Annotated in this window: 18 protein-coding genes; 6 read left to right on the forward strand and 12 right to left on the reverse strand. The window is 60.7% G+C overall.

The window, feature by feature from the left end; translation table 11 throughout:
- Positions 1–57 precede the first annotated feature (57 nt).
- Positions 58–1314: an MFS transporter gene (locus tag HCG46_RS12425; protein ID WP_022999735.1), complete on the forward strand. Its 1257-nt coding sequence runs from the start codon at positions 58–60 to the stop codon at positions 1312–1314.
- Between the two features lie 377 nt (positions 1315–1691).
- Here HCG46_RS12425 and HCG46_RS12430 read toward each other — a convergent pair whose 3' ends face one another.
- The 12 genes from HCG46_RS12430 to HCG46_RS12485 form a co-directional block, all read right to left on the reverse strand.
- On the reverse strand, positions 1692–2696 hold the full coding sequence (locus HCG46_RS12430) for an adenosine deaminase (RefSeq protein ID WP_022999734.1): 1005 nt from the start codon (positions 2694–2696) through the stop codon (positions 1692–1694).
- A 121-nt stretch (positions 2697–2817) separates the two neighbouring features.
- Positions 2818–4038 carry a phosphopentomutase gene (locus HCG46_RS12435; protein WP_075283152.1) on the reverse strand — a complete coding sequence of 407 codons (1221 nt, stop codon included), beginning with the start codon at positions 4036–4038 and terminating at the stop codon, positions 2818–2820.
- Between the two features lie 84 nt (positions 4039–4122).
- Complete coding sequence (gene deoA / locus HCG46_RS12440; protein ID WP_075283141.1) at positions 4123–5439, reverse strand: thymidine phosphorylase; 1317 nt, start codon at positions 5437–5439, stop codon at positions 4123–4125.
- 23 nt (positions 5440–5462) lie between these two features.
- The gene (gene deoC / locus HCG46_RS12445; RefSeq protein ID WP_168686413.1) at positions 5463–6245 is read right to left on the reverse strand and encodes a deoxyribose-phosphate aldolase; all 783 of its coding nucleotides are present in this window, start codon (positions 6243–6245) and stop codon (positions 5463–5465) included.
- Positions 6242–7051, reverse strand: a complete 810-nt coding sequence (locus HCG46_RS12450) for a purine-nucleoside phosphorylase (protein ID WP_022999730.1) — start codon at positions 7049–7051, stop codon at positions 6242–6244. Before HCG46_RS12450 ends, deoC begins: the two co-directional genes overlap by 4 nt.
- Before the next feature lie 16 nt (positions 7052–7067).
- Positions 7068–7466 (reverse strand): cytidine deaminase, encoded by a 399-nt coding sequence (gene cdd / locus HCG46_RS12455; RefSeq protein WP_022999729.1) that lies wholly within the window; start codon positions 7464–7466, stop codon positions 7068–7070.
- On the reverse strand, positions 7463–8431 hold the full coding sequence (locus HCG46_RS12460; protein ID WP_031268896.1) for an ABC transporter permease: 969 nt from the start codon (positions 8429–8431) through the stop codon (positions 7463–7465). The genes cdd and HCG46_RS12460 overlap by 4 nt, the downstream gene beginning before the upstream one ends.
- 2 nt (positions 8432–8433) lie before the next feature.
- Entirely contained in the window at positions 8434–9540 is a 1107-nt protein-coding gene (locus HCG46_RS12465) for an ABC transporter permease (RefSeq protein WP_062490541.1), read from the reverse strand.
- Positions 9537–11093: an ABC transporter ATP-binding protein gene (locus tag HCG46_RS12470; protein WP_077290885.1), complete on the reverse strand. Its 1557-nt coding sequence runs from the start codon at positions 11091–11093 to the stop codon at positions 9537–9539. Before HCG46_RS12470 ends, HCG46_RS12465 begins: the two co-directional genes overlap by 4 nt.
- A 72-nt stretch (positions 11094–11165) precedes the next feature.
- Positions 11166–12158: a BMP family ABC transporter substrate-binding protein gene (locus HCG46_RS12475; protein ID WP_168686414.1), complete on the reverse strand. Its 993-nt coding sequence runs from the start codon at positions 12156–12158 to the stop codon at positions 11166–11168.
- A gap of 86 nt (positions 12159–12244) precedes the next feature.
- Entirely contained in the window at positions 12245–13246 is a 1002-nt protein-coding gene (locus HCG46_RS12480) for a BMP family ABC transporter substrate-binding protein (protein WP_022999724.1), read from the reverse strand.
- A gap of 68 nt (positions 13247–13314) precedes the next feature.
- Complete coding sequence (locus HCG46_RS12485) at positions 13315–14298, reverse strand: sugar-binding transcriptional regulator (RefSeq protein WP_022999723.1); 984 nt, start codon at positions 14296–14298, stop codon at positions 13315–13317.
- 1046 nt (positions 14299–15344) lie between these two features.
- Between HCG46_RS12485 and HCG46_RS12490 the strand changes: the two genes are divergently transcribed.
- The 5 genes from HCG46_RS12490 to HCG46_RS12510 all read left to right on the forward strand — a co-directional run bounded on the left by HCG46_RS12490 (position 15345) and on the right by HCG46_RS12510 (position 21316).
- Positions 15345–16079, forward strand: a complete 735-nt coding sequence (locus HCG46_RS12490) for a DUF1194 domain-containing protein (protein WP_022999721.1) — start codon at positions 15345–15347, stop codon at positions 16077–16079.
- Positions 16080–16374: 295 nt separating this feature from the next.
- Positions 16375–16806: a methylglyoxal synthase gene (locus HCG46_RS12495; protein ID WP_022999719.1), complete on the forward strand. Its 432-nt coding sequence runs from the start codon at positions 16375–16377 to the stop codon at positions 16804–16806.
- Positions 16803–17843, forward strand: a complete 1041-nt coding sequence (locus tag HCG46_RS12500) for an ROK family protein (RefSeq protein WP_168686415.1) — start codon at positions 16803–16805, stop codon at positions 17841–17843. Before HCG46_RS12495 ends, HCG46_RS12500 begins: the two co-directional genes overlap by 4 nt.
- A 12-nt stretch (positions 17844–17855) precedes the next feature.
- Positions 17856–20327 (forward strand): ATP-dependent helicase HrpB, encoded by a 2472-nt coding sequence (gene hrpB, locus HCG46_RS12505; RefSeq protein ID WP_168686416.1) that lies wholly within the window; start codon positions 17856–17858, stop codon positions 20325–20327.
- A 104-nt stretch (positions 20328–20431) separates the two neighbouring features.
- Positions 20432–21316 (forward strand): hypothetical protein, encoded by an 885-nt coding sequence (locus HCG46_RS12510; RefSeq protein WP_168686417.1) that lies wholly within the window; start codon positions 20432–20434, stop codon positions 21314–21316.
- Positions 21317–21503: the final 187 nt, after the last annotated feature.

Below are 21503 nucleotides of genomic sequence, written 5' to 3' on the forward strand. Positions count from 1 at the left end.
GTCATCATCTGTGTGATTTGAACCCAAGCCTTTCAACCATCCCACACCGGAAGTTTCATGTCTGCCGTTGTCTCAATCGCCGCCCTTCTCGTCGGATCCGGACTGCTTTTGCTCGCCGGCGGCCTTCACGGCCTCCTGTTGCCGCTTGCCGGTCTCGCCAACGGCTTTTCCGATGCCTCGCTCGGTCTGCTCGGCACCGGCTGGGCAGTCGGATATGTCAGCGGCTGTCTGGCCGTGCCGGTCATCGTGAAGCGTGTGGGCCATGTGCGGGCCTTCGGGGCGCTTGCCTCGCTGGCGGGCATCTCGGTTCTCCTGAACCTCCTGTTCATGGATGCCGCTGTCTGGATCGTGCTGCGGGCGATCACCGGCTTCTGCTTTTCCGGCGCTGCCATGATCGTGGAAAGCTGGCTGAACGAACGTTCGACCAGCGAAACGCGCGGGCGAATCTTCGGCATCTACACGATGATCAACCTGGGGGCGACGACAGCCGGACAGATGTTGCTGACGCTTGGCGATCCGACCGGCTTCTTCTTCTTCGTTCTCGGTTCGATCATCTACTCGCTGTCGCTGCTGCCGACAGCGCTGTCCACCGCCGCATCGCCCCAGCCCCTGACGCAGGCGCGGCTGGACCCGAAAAAACTCTGGCGCAATTCACCGATCGCAGTGGTCGCGGTTTTCATGGTCGGCATTTCAAACGGGTCCTTCGGCACCTTGGGTGCGGTATATGGACTTCGCATCGGGTTGGACGTACCGGAGATTGCCATCATGATGAGTTTGGCGCTTTTGGCCGGCGCAGTGGTGCAGATCCCGGTCGGCATGCTGTCCGACAGGCTTGACCGGCGCCTTGTGCTGGTCGGTCTCGCCGTAACCGCCATGAGTTTCGGGTCCAGCCTGTCGTTCTTCGGCGGCACCGATCCGACCCTCACGGTTCTTCTGATCGCAGGTTTCGGCGGCGTGGTCTATTCCATGTATCCGGTGATCGTCGCCCACGCGAGCGACCACGCAGAGCCAGGTGACTTTCTCAGGATCAGCGGCGGTCTTCTGCTTATCTTCGGGGCTGGTACAATGCTTGGACCGTTGCTCGCCTCGGGCTTGATGACCTTCACTTATCCGGGCGCACTCTTCCAGGTGACGGCGGCAGCGCATCTTTCCATGATGCTCTTTGCCCTCTGGCGCATGCGTCAGCGTGCTTCGCTGCCACAGGAAGACAAGTCCGATTTCGTGATGGCAGTCTCGACCGCGCAGATTACGACCCCGGAAACGGTAAGCCTCGATCCACGCACGGAAGTGGACGAGACCGGCGGGGAAATCTGAGGGGGCTTGACGCCATTACCTTCGGCATTCATCGCCCTTCTCCCCTCATCCTGAGGAGCCGCTTCAGCGGCATCTCGAAGGATGGGTCGCTTGTTCCGGAGTATGCCGCCCCTCCTTCGAGACGGACCTGTCGGTCCCCCTCAGGATGAGGTTTTGGGGATGAGAGGGCGAGAGGCCAGAAAGCTCACTAGAATTCTCGCTGAACCGAGCCAATGCAAAGCAGCCGCGCCTATGGCCGGCGTAATTCCGGACAAGCGCAGCAAAGCTGTACGCCGGTCCGGAAACCAGACATCAGCGTGAGCGAAGCGACCTCGCCTGAAACAAATCTGGCATGCACTCAGCGTGCAGCGCATCCGGCATGTTGCAGAAGACCTGCCTCAACCCGTCGGCGCCTGCTTTGCGCTTTCCAGTCGTACAAGGAGCCTTTTGCGTGTGGGCTCATCACAGAAGGCGGCTTCGATGGCCGTGCGGGTGACTTCCATCTGATCATCGAAACTCCATCCGAAGGTTTCGGTGACCGATGAATATTCCTTGCCGAGCGTGGTGCCGAAAAAAGGCGGGTCGTCGGAGTTGAGCGTGATCTTCACGCCCTCCTTGCGCAGCATGTTGACCGGGTGGAAGCGCAGGTGAGTGTAGACGCCCAGAGCGATGTTCGACCCGGGGCAGACCTCCAGCACGATCTCCTCGTCGACAAGGCGCTTGACCAGATCCTTGTCCTCGATTGCCCGCACACCATGGCCGAGACGTTTCACACGCAGGAATTCGAGTGCCGCGGTCACACTGTCCGGACCGCCGAACTCGCCCGCATGTGCCGTCGTGCCCAGTCCGGCATCCGCCGCCATGCGGAAGGCCTTCGCGAAATTGGCCGGGTGGCCGGAGCGTTCATCCCCGGCCAGACCGAAGCCCGTGACCAGAGGATGCGGATTGCCGATCACTTCCTTGATGACCCGTTCGACGGAGGCCGAACCGAAATGGCGTACGCCGATCGCGATCATCCGGCCTTCGATGGCAGTGTCTGTCTTGGCGCGCTCGATCCCGGCGGCCAGTCCCTCGACATAGGAGCGGTAGGACAGGCCGGCGGCCTGAGCGTGGTCTGGCGAGATGAAGATCTCGCCATAAATTGCCCCTTCCGCCGCCAGCATGCGGAAATAGGTTTCTGCAAGCAGGGCGTAGTCCGCCGGTGTCCGGAACACCGAACTTGCAACGTCATAGGCTTTCAGGAAGGTGGTGAAGTCGGACCAGATGTATTTGCCGTTACCGTCGAGGACAGCCGAAACATCCTCGCCGCGCTTGTCGGCAAGGCGCTTGACCAGGGTCGGTGGCGCGGCGCCTTCGATATGACAATGCAATTCCGCCTTCGGTACCGTGATGGCGTCGCTCATGTCCCGCGGGTCCTCATTCGAGTGTGTGGCGGGCCGGTTTTCCGTCTTTCCGCAGAAAGGACGGACGAGTGGCCCGCGGTTATTGTGCCCGATTCACCGGATTGCCGGAATGCGGATGCGGTTACAGAAAACTCGTGCCGTTCGGCCCCACCGCAATGCCCAGATGATCGGCGATACTTTCACCGATATCGGCATAGGTCTTGCGACCACCGACGCTTCTGCCTTCGAGACCCGGACCGGTTGCGATCACCGGGACATGTTCGCGGGTGTGGTCCGTGCCACGCCAGGTCGGATCGCAGCCGTGATCGGCCGTGAGGATCAGGAGATCACCGTCCTTCATCCTGGCAATCATTTCCGGCAAGCGGCGGTCGAAATGCTCCAGTGCAGCTGCATATCCCGGAACATCCCGGCGGTGACCGTAGAGGGAGTCGAAATCGATGAAATTGGCGAAGATCAGGTCGCCATCGGCAGCCTGGTCCATAGCCTCCAGCGTCTTGTCGAACAGCTGGTCATTGCCTGCGCCCTTCAGCACCCTGGCAACGCCCTGATGCGCGAAGATGTCGGATATCTTGCCGACGCCATAGACCGTACGTCCTGCCTCTGTCAGACGGTCGAGCAAGGTCGGTTCCGGCGGCAGCACCGAATAGTCACGCCGGTTGGCGGTGCGCTGGAAAGTGTCCGAAGTTTCGCCGACGAAGGGCCGCGCGATCACCCGGCCGATGTTGTAGGGATCGGCAAATTCACGCGCGATCTCGCAAAGTTCGTACAGCTTCTCCAAACCATAGTGTTCTTCGTGGGCGGCGATCTGGATGACGGAATCCGCCGACGTATAGAAAATCGGCTTGCCCGTGCGAATGTGCTCTTCGCCAAGTTCGGCAATGATCACCGTGCCGGAAGCGTGTTTGTCACCCAGGATGCCGTTGAGGCCTGCCTTCTCGCTGATCTTTGCAATCAGCTCTTCCGGGAAGGTCGGGATCGTTTCCGGAAAATAGCCCCAGTCGAAGCGCACAGGCACACCGGCGATTTCCCAATGGCCGGACGGCGTGTCCTTGCCATTGGAAACTTCGGCAGCATAGCCCCACAGGCCTTCCGGCTCGCCATCGAAATCCAGACCCGGCACGTCCTTGCCGGTGGACAGGCGCCCTGCCGCGCCCAGGCCGAGCCGGTCCATGTTGGGAACGTTCAAGGGGCCGGAGCGCAGACCGTCCTTGTCGCCCTCACCGGCTGCACAACGCGCCGCGATGTGGCCCAAAGTGTCGGCCCCGGCATCACCAAAGGCTTCCGCATCCGCGGCACCGCCGATACCGAAACTGTCCAGAACGCACAGAATTGCACGAGGCATGGACATCTCCTCAAATTTATCATTGCCGGCCGGTTCGGCCGGAGAGGTTCCGGGCGACCATTCGCCCGGCACGCATTTTCCCGGTCAGGGCGCGATGCGCTCGACGACGCTCGGCCTGTCGATGACATCGGCTGCGGAGCCGATGGTGTAGGCTTTGCGCACCGCGACGGCTGCTTCTTCGGCCTCTGCCTCGGTTCTGGCATGGACAATCGCCAAGGGCGCATCCGCGTCCACCGTGTTGCCGACACCGGCAAGGCTGGTCAGGCCGACGGACGGATCGATCACATCTGCCGCCGCCCGGCGACCACCGCCAAGCGCGACGACCGCAACGCCCACTGCCCGGGCATCCACACCCGTAACGACGCCGTCTTGTTCGGCGTAGACCGGCGCTTCCACCGGCGCTTTTGCAAGATAGAGTTCCGCCTTTTCCATGAAGTCGGCAGGTCCGCCAAGCGCATGAACCATCTGGGCGAACTTCTCAGCCGCCTTGCCGCTCTGAAACGCTTCACGCATCATGCCGGCACCGGCCTCTGCATCAGCGGCAATGCCACCCGAGGCAAGCAGTTCGCCGCCTTGTGCCACGGTGACATCCCAAAGGCGGTTGTCGATTGCCGTGCCTTTCAGGAAGTCGACGGCGTTCTGCATTTCAACCGCGTTGCCGGCGGCGGACGCCAGCGGCTCGTTCATGTCGGTCAGGAGAGCCGTCGTTTTCAAACCCGCCCCGTTCGCGACCAGCACCAGGCTTTCGGCAAGCGCACGAGCATCTTCAAGTGTTGCCATGAAAGCGCCCGTGCCCCACTTCACATCCAGCACCAGTCCCTGCAGACCAGCTGCCAGCTTCTTGGACAGGATCGACGCGGTGATCAGGTCGATGCTCTCCACCGTGCCGGTCACATCGCGGATGGCATAAAAACGCTTGTCGGCCGGAGCAAGGTTGCCGGTCTGGCCGATGACGGCACACCCGATCTCCTTGACCACCTTCTTGAACAGCAGATTGTCCGGTTGCGTCTGATAGCCCGGGATGCTGTCGAACTTGTCCAGCGTGCCGCCCGTGTGACCCAGGCCACGACCGGAGATCATCGGTACTGCAGCGCCACAGGCGGCAAGCGCCGGCGCCAGCATCAAGGAGACGTTGTCGCCAACGCCGCCGGTGGAATGCTTGTCCAGGATCGGCGCGTCGATGCCTGACCAGTCCATGACATCGCCACTGTCGCGCATGGCGAGCGTCAGAGCCACACGTTCGTCGACGGTCAGCCCCTTGAAGAAGACAGCCATGGCGAGCGCAGCCACCTGGCCTTCCGTGACCGAGCCGTCTGCCAGGCCCTTGACGAAGAACTGGATCTCCGCCGCGTCCAGCGTTCCACCGTCGCGCTTCTTTCTGATGAGTTCTTGCGGCAGCATTTGTTGTCCTTCTTGAAGCCGTCTCAATAGCCGTGGTGGGAGTGGTCCACGATTTCCTGACCCTCGATCGTCGAGATCAGGGCATCCAGAAGACCGCTGGCACCAAAGCGGAACGTGTGTGCCGATACCCAGTTCTGGCCCATGATCTTGTCGGCAAGCGCCAGGTAGGCAGCTGCGTCCTCGGCGGTGCGGATACCACCGGCCGGCTTGAAGCCGATCACACGCTCGGCGTTGTCGCGGCGGGCCTCCTCGATCGCGGTCAGCATGATTTCGGCTGCTTCCAGCGTTGCGTTGACGGCAACCTTGCCGGTCGAAGTCTTGATGAAGTCCGCACCAGCCCCAATGGCAATGTTGGAGGCTGCGTGGATCAGCAACGGATCCTTGATTTCACCCGTTTCCAGGATGACCTTGAGCAGTGCCGGTTCCGGAATGGCCGCCTTCACGCGGATGATCTGCTCTTCCGCAAAGCCCTTGCGGCCGGCGCAGAAAGCCTTGTAGGGCATGACCAGATCGATCTCGTCGGCTCCATCGGCAAGTGCCTGCTTCGTCTCGACCAGGACGGCTTCCGTATCTTCGCCACCTTCAGGGAAGTTGACCACGGTCGCCACCTTCACGCCCGTGCCGGTCAGTTCCTGCGCGGCCTGTGCCACGAACCGCGGCCAGACACAGACAGCCGCAACCGACCCGTGATCCGTCACGGTCCGTCCGGTCAGCTTGGAAATATCCGCCGCCGTGCAGTCGTCGTTGAGGTTGGTCAGGTCGACGAGCCCGAGGGCCCGTTTGGCGTGTTCGATCATGTCAGTCATTGGCCGATCTCCTTCACGAATGCCCGCACCAGCTGTTTCATGCGTTCCATGCCCTGCAAGGCAACGGACTTGGTTTCGTCGTGAGACAGCGCGTGCGTCTGCATGCCTGCGCCGTAATTGGTGATAATCGACATGGCCGCGACGCGCATACCCAGGAATCTGGCCATGATGACTTCCGGCACGGTTGACATGCCAACCGCATCCGCACCCAGTGTCTTGGCCATGCGGATTTCGGCAGGCGTCTCGAAAGACGGGCCGGAGAACCACATGTAAACGCCCTCGGCGACCGGATCGCCGGTTTCCTCGGCGACTTTCTTCATCGCCGCACGCAGGTCCGCATCGTAGGCGGTGCTCATGTCGAGGAAGCGCTTTTCGTCCTCTTCACCGATCAGCGGGTTCATGCCCGACCAGTTGATGTGGTCGGAAATCAGCATGGGCGAGCCGGGAGCAACTTCCTGGCGCAAGGAACCGGCCGCATTGGTTGCCAGCAGGATCTCGCAGCCGAGCTCCTTCAGCGTTTCCACCGGCGTGCGCATGACCGTCGGATCACCGCCCTCGTAATAATGGGCCCGGCCCGACAGGATCACCACCGGCACCCCGGACAGCGTGCCGGCAACCAGCTCGCTGGAATGGGACGTGACGGTGGAGACCGGAAATTCGGTCAGATGCGAATAGGGAATGCGAACAGCGTCCTCGACTTCCTCGGCGAGCGCGCCGAGGCCGGAGCCGAGGATCATGCCAATCTTGTACGAGCCCTCCCGGGCTGCGCGGACGATCTCCGCGCATTCACGGCCGAAACCACTCATTGTGGGTCAGTCCTTCTTATTTTGACGTGTATTCCAGTTCGAAGGCGGCAGGCAGCAGCTCATCCATCGTGAAGCTGCGCCGGATACCGTCGAGATCCGCGACATGGACAACCAGATCGTCCGTGCCGAATTCCTTCAAACGCTGGCGGCACATGCCGCACGGCGTGCACAGGGCCGCATCGCCAATGACGACGGCTTCCGCAATTTCGCGGTAACCGGCGGCAATCATGGCGCTGACCGCCCCACCTTCTGCACAAACGCTCACCGGGTAGGAAGCGTTCTCCACATTGCAACCGATGAAAACAGTGCCGTCCGGTGCACGCAAGGCCGCGCCGACCAGGAAGTTTGAATAGGGTGCATATGCGTTTTCACGAACCGCTTTTGCGGCCTCGAACAACGCGTCCAGATCGCTCATGAACGCTCCTTGAGATACGGAATGCCAGCCGCCTTCGGCGGGATTGCCTTGCCGATGAAACCTGCAAGCAGGATCACGGTCAGAATATAGGGCAGTGCCTGGAAGAACTGCACCGGAATTTCGCCGATACCGGGTAATTTCTGACCCTGCATCCGGATGGCGACAGCATCGAGGAAGCCGAACAACAGGCAGGCCAACATCGCGTTGGCCGGTTTCCACTTGGCGAAAATCAGGGCCGCCAGCGCGATGAAGCCCTTGCCCGCCGTCATGTCCTTGATGAAGCCGGAGGACTGGGCGATGGAAAGATATGCTCCGGCAACACCGCACAGGGCACCGCAGGCGATGACCGCCCGGTAGCGCAGCCAGGTGACAGAGATGCCGGCCGTGTCAACGGCCGCCGGGTTTTCCCCGACCGCACGCAGGCGCAGCCCGAAACGGGTGCGGAACAGCACCCACCAGGTCAGCGGCACGGCCACGAAAGCCGCGTAGACTAGGATGTTGTGGCCTGACAGCAGTTCGCTGTAGATGCCGCCAATGATCGGAACATCGCGCAGTTCTTCCGCGTAGGGCCAGACGATGTCCCTAAACCGTCCGCCTTCCGGCAGTGAGGGCGTACGACCGCCCTGGCGGAACCATGTCTGCCCGAGCAGCGCGGTCAGGCCCGCTGCCAGGAAATTGATGGCGACGCCGGAAACGATCTGGTTGCCGCGGTTGGTAATGGAGGCAAAGCCGTGGATCAGCGCCAGGCCGATCGAAACCGCCATGCCCGCCAGAAGGCCGATCCAGGCGTTTCCGGTCATGTAGGCGACCGCACCCGCCCCAAAGGCTGCGCCGAGCATCTTTCCTTCCAGACCGATATCGACCACGCCGGAGCGTTCAGAGTAAAGCCCTGCCAGACAGGCCAGCAGAAGCGGTGTCGACAGGCGGACTGTGGAATCAAGTGTCAGGATCACGATCTCGAACATGATCACGCCTCCTTCTCGGCAAGAGCCCGGGAGGGCGTGAACAGCTTGATGATGGCCGGGCGGAACATGTGCTCAAGCGCACCGGCAAACAGGATCACAAGGCCCTGGATGACGATGATCATGTCTCGCGTGATGTTGGGCATTTCGAACGAAAGTTCCGCGCCGCCCTGATAGAGCATGCCGAACAGGATCGACGCCAGAACGATGCCGACCGGATGCGCCCGCCCCATGAGGGCAACCGCGATGCCGACGAAGCCGTAGCCGGTCACGAAATCGATCAGCAGACGGTGCTGTGACCCCATGATCTCGTTGATCGCCATCATGCCTGCAAGACCACCGGATATGAGCATGGTGATGACGATGGTGCGCACCGGCGAGATGCCGGCATAGACCGCGGCTGTGGCGTTGGCACCGAAGGACCGGATTTCGAAACCGAGCTTTGTGCGCCAGATCAGGAACCAGACCAGAACACAAGCCGCCAGCGCCACGAAGAGCGACAGGTTGACCGGCGCATAGCCGAAGCCGAAGGACGGGAATATGTCGTTCAGGAACGGCAGACGGCCGCCGTCCTCGAAGGTTCGCGTTTCCGGCTGCATCGAGCCTGGCTTCTTCAACGCGTTGTTGAGCAGATAGACCATCAGCGACGAGGCGATGAAGTTGAACATGATCGTTGTGATCACCACGTGGCTGCCGCGGGTGGCCTGAAGCCAGGCCGGAATGAACGCCCAGGCGGCCCCCATCAGCGCCGAGCCGATGATGGCAAACGGCAAGGTGATGTACCACGGCACGATGTGATCCAGCGCCAGACAGGCTATGGCGACCCCTAGACCACCGATATAGGCCTGGCCCTCACCGCCGATGTTGAACAACCCGGCATGAAAGGCAACGGCCACGGCCAGGCCGGTGAAGATGAAGTTGGTGGCATAGAACAGCGTGAAGCCGATGCCTTCGCCATAGCCAATGGAGCCCCAGACCAGGAGCTGCACCGCGTCCAGCGGGTTTTCCCCGATCAGAACAACGACGAGGCCGGACACCAGGAAGGCGGCGGCCAGGTTCAGGAACGGGATCAGGCCGTAATCGACCCAGCGCGGGAGCTGACCGGCACTCATCGGGCGCCTCCTTCAACAGCCATCTTGTTGTTATCTTCCACACCGGCCATCAGCAGGCCAAGTTCGCCTTCTTCCGCATCGCCGCCGCGTTCACCGACGATCTTGCCGTCGAACATCACCAGCACCCGGTCGGACAGCGCCCGGATTTCGTCGAGTTCCACCGACACCAGCAAAATGCCCTTGCCGGCATCGCGCATTTCCACGATCCGTCGGTGGATGAACTCGATGGCGCCGATATCGACGCCGCGCGTCGGCTGACCGACCAGAAGCACTTCCGGATCGCGCTCGATCTCGCGCGCCAGCACGATCTTCTGCTGGTTGCCGCCCGAGAAATTGGCGGTCTTCAGCATCGGGTTCGGCGGGCGGATGTCGTATTTCTCGATCTCGGCCACGGCGTTTTTCTTGATGGCGGCAAGATCCATCAGAAGGCCCCGGGAGTAGGCCGGGTCGCGGTGGTAGCCAAGGATCGAATTCTCGTATTCGGAGAAGGAATTGATCAGGCCCATCCGGTGCCGGTCTTCCGGCACGTGGCCCATGTTCTTGGCGCGCATGTCGGCAGCGTCGAGCGTGCTCGTTCCCAGATCGATCGTCTCGCCGTTGATCTTCAGCGTACCTCTGGTGGCGCGGCGAATGCCCGCGAGCGTTTCCAGCAGTTCCGACTGGCCGTTGCCGGAGACACCGGCGATGCCGACAATCTCTCCCGCACGCACATTGAAGGAAACGTCCTTGACCACCTGCACGCCGCGGCTGTCGGTCACCGTGAGGTTCTCGACCTCCATCACCGGAGCCTTGGGTTGCGCCGGTTTCTTGTCGACACGCAGCAGCACGCTGCGGCCGACCATAAGCTCGGCGAGTTCTTCCATCGAGGTGTTCGCGGTTTCGCGCGTCGCCACCATCTCGCCGCGGCGCATCACCGAAACAGTATCGGTCGCGGCCATGATCTCGCGCAGCTTGTGCGTGATCAGGAGAACCGTCTTGCCTTCGTTCTTCAGAACTTCGAGGATCTTGAACAGGTGATCGGCTTCGGCCGGCGTCAGAACACCTGTCGGCTCGTCAAGGATCAGAACCTCCGCGCTGCGGTAGAGCGCCTTCAGGATCTCCACCCGCTGCTGCAGACCGACCGGCAGATCCTGGATCAGGGCGTCCGGATCGACTCGCAGTTCGTATTCTTCTTCCAGCCGCTTGAGTTCTGTCTTGGCGCGATTGATGCCGCCGGACAGGAGCGCGCTGTCCTCGGCGCCCAGAACCACGTTCTCCAGAACCGAGAAATTGTCGACCAGCATGAAATGCTGATGCACCATGCCGATGCCCATGCCGATGGCGGCTTTCGAGTCCGAAATCGTGACCTTCTTGCCGTCCACCAGGATGTCGCCGTCATCGGCCTGATAGAAACCGTAGAGAATGGACATGAGCGTCGACTTGCCCGCCCCGTTCTCTCCGATGATACCGTGGATGGAGCCCTTCTTCACCACAAGGTCAATGTCCTTGTTGGCGTGAACTGGGCCAAAGCGCTTGTTGATCTTGCGCAATTCGATTGCCGGCGTATCGCTCATGCGTTCCCCCAGGCCTGACTGTTTTTCTTTGTCATTGTTATTGCCCCTCGCCGCTGCCTCGCGGTGTCCCGATCAGAAAGGACATGCTCCGTCGGTGACGACGTCATGAACCTTGACTGTGCCGTCGGAGATGGCCGCAACGGCGGCATCCGCCGCCGCTTTCATGTCCGGCGTGATCAGGTCCTTGTTGTTTTCGTCCAGCACCCAGTCCATGCCGCCATCCGCGACGCCCAGCACCTTGATGCCAGGTTCGAAGGTGCCGTCCCCGGCGGCCTGAAAGCTGTCGAAGACAGCGTTGTCCACGCGTTTGCGGATGGACGTCAGGACCTTGCCCGGATGCAGGCCGTTCTGGTTGCTGTCGGTGCCCATGCCGAGCACGCCCTTGTCGGCAGCTGCCTGCAGCACACCAATGCCGGTTCCGCCCGCTGCCTGAATGATCACATCGGCGCCCTGATTGATCTGGCCGATGGCAAGTTCGCCGCCGCGAACAGGATCCGCGAAAGCGGCCGGCGTATCGCCCGTCATGTTGGACAGAACCCTGATATCCGCCCTTGCGGCCTGGCCGCCCTGCTTGTAGCCGCACAGAAACCGCTGGATGATCGGGATATCCATGCCGCCGACAAAACCGATGGTGCCGCTCTTGGAGGCCATGCCGGCCAGCAGACCGCCGATATAGGCACCCTCATGTTCCTTGAACACATAGGAGCGCACGTTCGGCTGATCGACCACCATGTCGACGATGGCAAAATCCGTCTTTGGAAAATTGGGAGCCACCTGGCCAAGCGCGTTGGCCTGGTTGAAACCGATTGCGACAACGGGGGACGCGCCCCGGCTGGCAAAGTTCCGCAGTGCCTGCAGGCTTTGCGCATCACGCTCCAACTCGAATTCCCTGACGTCGCCGCCCTGGTCCTGAAACCGTTTCACGCCGGCAAAGGCGCTTTCGTTGAAAGACCCGTCGAACTTGCCGCCGACGGAATAAACGATGGCCGGTTCGGCCAGAGTTGCGGTTGTTGTCATGAAGACAGCGCAGGCCGCAGCAATGACGCCTGATGTGAGACGGAGCATCCTGTCCTCCGAAAAAACGGGTTGGGCACGCTAGAAATACAGGTGGACCTCCGCACGGTATCGCGCGGAGGTCCAAAACGACTGCCTTACATCGGGCAGGACTGATCGGCCATGTAGTCGTGAACTTCGATCTCGCCGGAGATGATCTTCTGGGTCGCTTCTTCGACCTTTGCTTTCATCTCGTCGTTGACGAGTTCGGCGTTGTTGTCGTCCAGCGCCCAGTCGACGCCACCTTCCTTGAGGCCGAGGACTTCGAAGCCGGAAGACCAGCTGTCGTTGGCCGCATCTTCGAACGCCTGGTAGACGGCAATGTCGACGCGCTTCAGCATGGAGGTCAGGACGGAACCCGGATGCAGGTTGTTCTGGTTGCTGTCGACGCCGATGCCGAGCTTGCCGGCGTCAGCAGCGGCCTGCAGAACACCGATGCCGGTGCCGCCGGCAGCGTGATAGACAACGTCAGCGCCACGGTCGAACTGGGACTTGGCGAGTTCGCCACCCTTGACCGGATCGTTCCAGGCTGCACCGGTGGTGCCGGTCATGTTCTCGAAGACTTCCGCCTTCGGGTTTGCAGCCATCACGCCCTGCTTGTAACCACAGGAGAACTTGCGGATAAGCGGAATGTCCATGCCGCCGACAAAGCCGACCTTGCCGGTTTCGGACGCCATCGCAGCCAGCATGCCGACGATGTAGGAGCCTTCCTGCTCCTTGAACAGGATGGAGCGCACGTTCGGCAGGTCGACGACCATGTCAACGATCGCGAACTGCGTATCCGGGAATTCCTTGGCAACCTTTTCCACGGCGTTTGCCTGGGAGAAGCCGATGGCAACGATCGGGTTCATGCCGCGCTTGGCAAAGTTGCGCAGGGCCTGCTCGCGCTGGCTGTCGTTCTGGATTTCGAAATCGCGGTATTCGACGCCGGTGTCTTCCTTGAACTTTTCAGCACCGTTGTATGCGCCTTCGTTGAACGACTTGTCGAAACGGCCGCCCAGATCGTAAAGCACTGCCGGCTTGATATCGGCTGCCAATGCGCCCACGGCGGTAAAGGCCAGGCCGGCAAGCGCGGTGCCGATGGTAAGAAGCTTTTTCACTTATATGTCCTCCGACATGCGGGGGCCTGCCTTTTGGCCGGCCCGTTTCCCCTCGTGACCCAGCCGCATCATGCGGACTGTGCCAGCTGCAATCCGGCCCGTGCCGTCAGAGCCCTCGCAAGGGTCTCGTCTGCCACAAGGTCGGTAATGACACCGGTACGCAGGGCCGCGAGCGTGGCATCCACCTTGCTCTCCCCACCTACCAGCGCAATCACGCGGCGCCCACGCACTTCGTCGAAATGCAGACCCACGGCACAATCGCCGAGCGGATCCGGGGCCAATTTTCCCTCGATCGTCAGAAAGCGCCCCATCAAATCACAGACGGCGCCGCCCGACAGCAAATCTTCCTGTTCTTTTTTGGAAATCATGCCGCGCTGGACAAGATGGCCCTCGTTCTCGACCGAACCGATGCCGATGAGAAAGGCATCCGACTGGCGCGCGCGATCCATCAGGTCCTGCACGCTGCGCTGGGTCAGGAACATTGCCTTTTCGTCCTGGTTTTCGGCAAAATAGGGAACCGGCAGATAATAGCCGATGCCACCTGTGCGCTCCTGCATCTTCTGGACGATGTCGTAGGGGTTGGCAGCAAGCGTGCGCGTCAGCGATCCGCAGATCGACATGATTTCGAGATCGGTTCGCGCCACTTTCGGCAACGCTTCGACAGCCGCGGTCAGCGTGCGTCCCATGCCAACGCCCAGACGCGTGACATTGGATCCACCAAGCATCCCGGACAGGAACTGTGCCGCGGAAACGGCGACGGCCCTGAGGGCGCTGTCGTCGTCGCCGCCACCAAGATCGGGAGCAATAATGCAGTTCGTCAGGCCGAAATGCTCCGTCAGCTCCTTTTCAAGCTGGAGGCATTCCATCGGGCGACCATCGACCTGGAATTTGACGAAACCGGCTTTCTGCGCATGAGCGATCAGGCGATGCACCTTGGCAGGCGAAACACCGAGCTGCGAGGCGATTTCACCCTGGGTACGGCCGCCAACAAAGGACAGCCAGGCCGCCCGGATGGCCATATATGATGTCCAGTCGTCGTCGCGTGTCTGCATTCCGCGTCGAAACCTTCCCCTCCAGAGCCCTGCGCACGCCTTCCGGCGGACAGGATACTCAACCACTCTCAAAACGCCCGGCTTGATGGAATTGCATCCGGTAAGATGAAACACCCGCCTGTCCAGCCATGCGAAGCGGTTGACCGCAACGGTCCGGCTATGCCCTGCTCTCTTCGGAGCTTTCGGTTTCCGGGGCCGCGAAGGCCGACCGAAAAATTCTTCACCAAGTGAGAATTTCTTCAGATCATGACCAGCCTTGCCTTTGCCGTCAACTAAAAAAACTGCCAATTTTCTGGCTGATTGCTGCATTTCTGGGCAGCAATCAGCGCCGAGTACCACTTCTGAACGGCGGCAAATTCTGCCCAAAGCCGCCGATTTTCAGAAACAACCCGGCAAAATTTGCCTAGTTGCCCGGCAATAATTGCCGGTGGATTTGTCCCCCACTTTGAAAACCTGCGTCTTTCCGGCCGAAAAACAGCTAATCGGAACGCGCATGTCAGGCGCTTGCGAAGCTGCTGAAACGTCGGCTGTTTTGGGTCTCAACCAGGTTTTCTCTCCCGAATTTCTCACAGTTTCGCGCAAAAATGTGACTGGCAAGGCGGATTGAAAAAACTCAAGAAATACCCACCTTACCTATACGTAAAGCTTAACGCGGATCCACGGATGAAAAATTTGCCTAGCAAATCCGGAAGATATCCCGCGCCTGTGGATAGAACATGCACTCCGTGCACATTACTTTTGCCAGCCAAGGAATATTACGCTACGTTTGGCATGTAGCTTGCTAAGTAAATTTCCAAGCTCATCCAAGGCATTCAGCCAATGCCTTGTTAGGAATCACGAGAAACGGAAAGATAAGGAATTCAACGACAAAATAAACAGGGGAGACGTGGCCACCCAGCCGCAAGGCTGAAGTAAGGAGAAAAACCATGCGTCTCGACATAACCAAAACAGACTGTGCACTGACGGTTACAAGTTTACTGTCACTTATTTGTGCGGCACTTCTTTTCGCCGCCCCAGCCGCAGCCCGAGACTACCGTCCGGCTCTGATGGCTTCTTCACAATACAGCTATGATCCGGCCAACGAAGTGGACGTCGAACTTGTCCTGGCCGTCGACATCTCCCAATCCATGGATACAGAAGAACAGGAAGTGCAGCGCGCCGGGTATGTTGCCGCTCTCACCTCCAGGGAATTTCTTGACGCCATTCAGGTCGGTCCGATCGGCCGCGTTGCCGTGACCTACATGGAATGGGGCGGGGTCGATGAGCATTTCATCGTCGCCGATTGGACGGTGATCCAGGATGCAAGCTCGGCAGCACACTTCGCTTCCAAGATTGCCGAGGCCCCGCTTCGGCAGGTCCAGCGCACCTCCATCGCCTCGGCGCTCGAAAAGTCGGTCTTTCTGGTTCAGAACAACCAGTATGAAGGCCTGCGCCGCGTAATCGACATTTCCGGTGACGGCCCGAACAACCAGGGCGGCTCCGTAACTGCCATGCGTGATCGCATGGTTGCCTCTGGGGTGACCATCAACGGTTTGCCTCTGATGATGAAGTCGAACAAGAACACCTGGCAGGCGATGCTCAACCTCGACCACTATTACGAGGATTGTGTGATCGGCGGCCCGGGCTCCTTCGCCATCCCCGTTCGCAGTCAGGAAGGCTTTGCAGACGCGATCCGGATGAAGCTGGTGATGGAGATCGCCGGGCTGCATCTGCCGGAACCCGATCCCTACTTCCAGCGCGTTGCCGGCCGCGAACCGATCCGCTGTAATCTGTTCGACTGATCGCCACGTCTCCATTCTCCTTATTGCCTGCCGCGTTCCGGGCCGGGACGCGGCATTTTCTTTTGCTCCCTGCCAGTGATCTGCCAACCGGGAACAGGTTCTGCGCCCGCCCGTTCATCTTCCTTTGCCTAAAGCGCTTTGAAAGGCTAAACACTTCCCCGCCGCTGTCGCTTCCTGCCAGGGTGCCTTTTCGTCCGGTTCCCTCCGGGGACGAACTGGTCTCCCGGGACTTTGGTTTCGATCAGCTTTCGGCTATTCAATCGATCCGGATTGCATAGACCCCAGAGGACCGCTGATGCCTGCCACGCCCACTCTTGCGCTTGTCGCGCATGACGCCAAAAAAGACGCCATGGTCGAGTTCGCCAGACGGCACCAGGACAAACTCGCGGTTTTCGAACTTGTCAGCACAGGCACCACGGGCGGCCGCATTCTGGAAGCCTGTCCGGATCTCAAGGTCACAAGGCTGAAAAGCGGCCCGCTGGGCGGCGACCAGCAGATCGGCGCGATGATTGCCGAAGGCAAGCTCCAGGGTCTGTTCTTCTTCGTCGATCCGCTGTCGCCCATGCCGCATGATGTTGATGTGAAAGCCCTGATGCGCCTTGCAGTGGTCTATGACATGCCGATGGCGCTCAATCCGTCGACCGCGGATATCCTGCTGCGCTCCGCCCGCCTGCAGGGCCTCAAGACCACATCCGCGACACCTGAAGTTGGCTCCCTGTCCTCATGAGTTTTTCCAAGAACACCAAATCCTTTGCCTATCCGGTTCTGGTTGCCGATATCGGCGGCACCAACGCCCGTTTCGCTCTGGTTGACGACGCTGAGGCGCCCACCCGCATGTGCGGCAAGACGGCGACCGCGGATCATCCCGACATTTCTTCCGCGATCCGCGAAGTGGTGCTGCCGGAAACCGATCCGAAACCGCGCACGGCAATCATCGCGGTTGCCGGTCCCGTCACCGGTGACAGGATCCCCCTCACCAACGCGGCCTGGGTGATCGAGCCGCTGAAGATGATCGCCGACCTCGGTCTGGACGAAGTCATCGTGCTCAACGATTTCGAAGCGCAGGCCCTGGCCTTGCCAGGATATAGCGGCAGCGATATCGAACAGGTCGGCTCCGGCACGATCCGCGAAGAGAGCGCCAAGTTCGTCCTCGGTCCGGGCACGGGCCTCGGCGCTGCCGCGATGATCTATGCCGCCCAGACCTGGGTTCCCGTTCCGGGCGAAGGTGGACATGTGGAACTCGGGCCGGTAACCCCGGAAGACGTTGCCATCTGGCCGCATATCGAACTCGTCGGTGGACGGCTTGGCGCCGAACAGATCCTTAGCGGCACCGGCCTTCCCCGCCTTGCCCGCGGTGTTGCCACCTATATGGGCGCGGACCGCGACTTCACAACGGCGGCAAGCATCACAACGGCCGCAGAGGAAAACGATCCGGTAGCGGTGAAGACGCTGGAGGTCTTTGCCAGGGCCCTTGGCCGTGTGGCTGGTGATTTTGCCCTCGCGGTTCTGGCACGGGGCGGCGTCTATCTGACTGGCGGTGTCACGTCGCGGATCACACGCTTCCTCACGGACGGCGGCTTCCGCGCCGCCTTTGAGGCCAAGGCGCCCCACGAGGCCCTGATGGCCAAGATACCGACCTTCATCGTCCGGCATCCCGATCCGGCCCTGGAAGGCCTTGCCTCCTTCGCACGCGCGCCGGAAGCCTTTGCCGTCGACATGCAAGGACGGCAATGGACCGCAGGCGCCGCATCGGGCGCGAGCTGACCCGGGCCCGTCATGTCCTCTGCCCCAGCCTTCGCGGCACCACTGCCGATCGACGGTGTCCTGCCGGAGCTTCTGGCAACGCTTGATACAGGGCTGAACGCGGTTCTTGTTGCCGAACCGGGCGCGGGCAAGACGACCCGCGTGCCGCTGGCTCTTCTGAACACGACCTGGCGCGGCGACGGCAAGATCCTGGTGCTGGAACCGAGGCGTCTAGCTGCCCGTGCCGCTGCACGCCGGATGGCAGCCGAACTTGGCGAAAAGCCCGGCGAGACCGTCGGATACCGTGTGCGCATGGAAACGAAAGTCAGCGCCCGTACCCGGATAGAGGTCATCACGGAAGGTGTATTCACCCGGCTGATCCTGGACGATCCGGAACTGACGGGCGTTGCCGCCATTCTCTTTGACGAATTTCACGAACGCTCGCTTGACGGCGATCTCGGGCTGGCGCTGGCGCTGGATGTGCAGGCTGCACTGCGCGACGACCTGCGTCTGCTGCCGATGTCCGCAACGCTCGATGCTGCCGGAATTTCACGCCTGCTTGGCGACGCGCCCGTCATCGAAAGCACGGGGCGCAGCTACCCGGTTGAAACGCGTTACCTGGGGCGAACACCCAACGAGCGCGTGGAGCCGCAGATGGTAAGGGCGATCCGGCAAGCCCTCGTGGAAGAAACAGGTTCCATTCTGGTGTTTCTGCCAGGCCAGGGCGAAATCCGCCGCACCGCTGAGATGCTGGAGGGCAAGCTCCCGGCCGGCTGCCAGGTGGCACCACTTTACGGCGGACTGGACGCCAAAGCCCAGGACGCAGCCATCCGGCCGGCCGATGCAGGTTGCCGCAAGATCGTGCTGGCCAGTGCCATCGCCCAGACCTCGCTGACCATCGAAGGTGTGCGTGTCGTTATCGACAGCGGTCTGGCACGGGTGCCGAAATATGAACCGCAGACCGGACTGACCCGGCTGGAAACCGTGCGCGTCTCCCGCGCTTCCGCTGATCAACGGCGAGGCCGCGCCGGACGTACCGAGCCCGGTGTCTGCTACAGGCTCTGGGACGAAGCCCAGACCGTGGCCCTGCCACAGGCAGAGGCTCCGGAAATCCTGGAAGCGGATCTCACCGGCCTGGTGATGGACCTGGCGGCCTGGGGGACGCTCGATCCGGCAGCCCTCGCTTTTGCCGACCAGCCCCCACTTGCGGCCTGGCGCGAAGCAAAGGCTCTGCTTCAGGATCTGCACGCTCTGGATGACCACGGACGTCTGACCAATGACGGCAAGGCACTGGCGAAGCTCCCGCTGCATCCACGCCTCGCGCATATGGTGATCGAAGGCGTTGCCCGCGATCTCGGCTTTACCGCCGCGATGATCGCGCTGGTGCTGTCCGAACCGGGCCTTGGCGGCCGGGACCCGGATCTGCGTGCACGGTTGCAATCCTTGCGTCACGACAAGGGCCAGCGTGTAAAAGACGGCCGCCAACTTGCCGAGCGCTGGCTGAAGCAGGCAGGCGGCACAGGCAGGGAGATAGACCCGGAAAGCGCCGGACTTCTGCTCGCCCTTGCCTATCCTGACCGGGTGGCCCAGCAGCGTGGGCAGACAGGACGCTTCCGTCTTGCGAACGGCCGTGGCGCCGAGCTGGAGGCGGAACATGCCCTTTCCCGGGAAGCCTTCCTGACTGTTGCCGATATTCAGGGCAAGGCGGCAAGCGGGCGTATCCAGCTCTGCGCGCCAATTTCCAAATCCGATATCGAAGACCTGTTTGCTGCAGACATCATCGAACAGGATGAAGTCCAGTTGACAGGAGATGGTGCGCTGAAGGCGCGGCGTGTCACCCGCTACAAGGCGGTTGAACTGAAGTCCGTCCAGATCCAGTCAGCAGATCCGGCAGCTGTCGAACGGGCCCTGATTGCCGAGATCCGCCGGCGCGGCGTCTCCCGCCTGCCCTGGAGCAAGGAACAGGAACGGCTGAAGAAACGTGTCGCCTATGCCCGGGAGAACGGCGCGCAGGATCTGCCGGACCTTTCCGACGGCACCTTGACGGAAACCCTGGAAACCTGGCTGCAGCCCTATCTTGCCGGCTGCACGAGCCTGGGGGTAATCGACACCGCGCTTCTCGGCAATGCGCTTGCAGTGCTCCTGCCCTATGATGCGGCTGCGCGGCTGGACAGCCTTGCCCCATCGCACTTCACCGCCCCGACAGGCAGCAAGGTGCCCATCGACTATGGTGCGGCCGCAGGTCCGACGCTGTCCATTCGCGTGCAGGAACTCTTCGGCCTCAAGGATCATCCGAGCGTCTGTGACGGCAGATTGCCGCTGATCCTGGAACTTCTTTCCCCGGCACAACGGCCGATCCAGATCACAAAGGATCTCCCTGGCTTCTGGCAGGGTTCCTGGGCGGATGTGAAAGCCGACATGAAAGGCCGCTACCCAAGGCACCCGTGGCCGGACGACCCGACCGTGGCCGAAGCCACAAGACGTGCTAAGCCGCGGGGGACCTGAGGCAGAAAGCCTTTCACTATAGAGCCAGCAATTTCTGATTGTGCTTGATGTCGACTGGCGTTACCTAGGTGTAATGCCTTGCTGATTAAAGTTATTTTCTCCCCATGAGAACTCTTCCCTTCCTGGTTTTTTTTCTGATTATGGCATCTGGTGCACCGGCAGCGACACCTCTCGTCACGAAAGACGAGGCGAAGCTAATCGTTTCAGATATGCTGGAGCAAGCCGAGCCTTTACATCTCGAGTTGTTCGATCTCGACCCGTCCCAGGAGGACGTTCTCCTCAAGGGGAAAATCATATCGATCGGCAACAAGTTGACCGCCATCTCGACTTCCTACACACAAGCGCTGGAACGAGACCTTGCGTCAGGCGCGACTATGCATCCTGCCGGAGGAAAACAATCGCAGCTTGCCCCATTATGGATGTGCGAAAATGCGGTCTCGCAACTTTCGAAGTTTGCAGAGACCTTGGTGGATATTGATCGTCAGATTCAGAACCCAATGTATCTTGCCCGGACCTATTTCGGTTTCTTGAGCAATCGCGAAGATTGCAGGTATCAGATGGGCGAAGATCCTCCTGAAAATCTGAAGCAGCCGTCAGATCTTTACCGAGAGTATCTTGACCGCCTGAAAAACACTCTTCTCGACATGCGAAAACTCGACGATCCGGTATTTTTCAAGGAGGCCAGATCCGATCCGGCAGAGTGGGTCCTGTTGCAGCGGAAACTGTTCTGGACTCTGCAAATCGGGCAGCGATGGCCCCTCTACAAACTCCATTCGATCATGTCCAATCCGAGACCTTACTCGCCGGAGAAACAGAAAATCGTCGATCGTTTTCGCGCCTGCCAATCCCTGCAGACGTCATTTGACCGGCTATTCGAACGGTTCACAGCCAGCATCTTCTTCAACCAGCCTCCCTTGCTTGACTCTAGGTCCCTGTTAAAGCTGCTCGGGGAAATGAACGAGTGCGAAGACCTTCTGGCTGACCGATAGACCGGCGACACTCAGGTGCTATCCGCCAAACGTTATCTCGGAGAGCTCACTATCCAACTCGTTACCCTCTGTCATTGCCGAACTTTATTCGGAAATCCATGCTGGACTCGTTGAAACGACAAACCATCACATTTTCGATGAAGCGTCGTGGATGCCATAGTCGAGCCCACTGGTGTCCGGTTTAAGT

This window comes from Labrenzia sp. PO1 (assembly GCF_012273635.1).
Classification (GTDB): domain Bacteria; phylum Pseudomonadota; class Alphaproteobacteria; order Rhizobiales; family Stappiaceae; genus Roseibium; species Roseibium algicola.

Excerpts from the sequence above, each read along its gene's own strand:
- HCG46_RS12425 (WP_022999735.1), top strand. The coding sequence starts at position 58 with ATGTCTGCCGTTGTCTCAATCGCCGCCCTTCTCGTCGGATCCGGACTG.
- HCG46_RS12430 (WP_022999734.1), bottom strand. The coding sequence starts at position 2,696 with ATGAGCGACGCCATCACGGTACCGAAGGCGGAATTGCATTGTCATATC.
- HCG46_RS12435 (WP_075283152.1), bottom strand. The coding sequence starts at position 4,038 with ATGCCTCGTGCAATTCTGTGCGTTCTGGACAGTTTCGGTATCGGCGGT.
- deoA (WP_075283141.1), bottom strand. The coding sequence starts at position 5,439 with ATGCTGCCGCAAGAACTCATCAGAAAGAAGCGCGACGGTGGAACGCTG.
- deoC (WP_168686413.1), bottom strand. The coding sequence starts at position 6,245 with ATGACTGACATGATCGAACACGCCAAACGGGCCCTCGGGCTCGTCGAC.
- HCG46_RS12450 (WP_022999730.1), bottom strand. The coding sequence starts at position 7,051 with ATGAGTGGTTTCGGCCGTGAATGCGCGGAGATCGTCCGCGCAGCCCGG.
- cdd (WP_022999729.1), bottom strand. The coding sequence starts at position 7,466 with ATGAGCGATCTGGACGCGTTGTTCGAGGCCGCAAAAGCGGTTCGTGAA.
- HCG46_RS12460 (WP_031268896.1), bottom strand. The coding sequence starts at position 8,431 with ATGTTCGAGATCGTGATCCTGACACTTGATTCCACAGTCCGCCTGTCG.
- HCG46_RS12465 (WP_062490541.1), bottom strand. The coding sequence starts at position 9,540 with ATGAGTGCCGGTCAGCTCCCGCGCTGGGTCGATTACGGCCTGATCCCG.
- HCG46_RS12470 (WP_077290885.1), bottom strand. The coding sequence starts at position 11,093 with ATGAGCGATACGCCGGCAATCGAATTGCGCAAGATCAACAAGCGCTTT.
- HCG46_RS12475 (WP_168686414.1), bottom strand. The coding sequence starts at position 12,158 with ATGCTCCGTCTCACATCAGGCGTCATTGCTGCGGCCTGCGCTGTCTTC.
- HCG46_RS12485 (WP_022999723.1), bottom strand. The coding sequence starts at position 14,298 with ATGCAGACACGCGACGACGACTGGACATCATATATGGCCATCCGGGCG.
- HCG46_RS12490 (WP_022999721.1), top strand. The coding sequence starts at position 15,345 with ATGGCTTCTTCACAATACAGCTATGATCCGGCCAACGAAGTGGACGTC.
- HCG46_RS12495 (WP_022999719.1), top strand. The coding sequence starts at position 16,375 with ATGCCTGCCACGCCCACTCTTGCGCTTGTCGCGCATGACGCCAAAAAA.
- HCG46_RS12500 (WP_168686415.1), top strand. The coding sequence starts at position 16,803 with ATGAGTTTTTCCAAGAACACCAAATCCTTTGCCTATCCGGTTCTGGTT.
- hrpB (WP_168686416.1), top strand. The coding sequence starts at position 17,856 with ATGTCCTCTGCCCCAGCCTTCGCGGCACCACTGCCGATCGACGGTGTC.
- HCG46_RS12510 (WP_168686417.1), top strand. The coding sequence starts at position 20,432 with ATGAGAACTCTTCCCTTCCTGGTTTTTTTTCTGATTATGGCATCTGGT.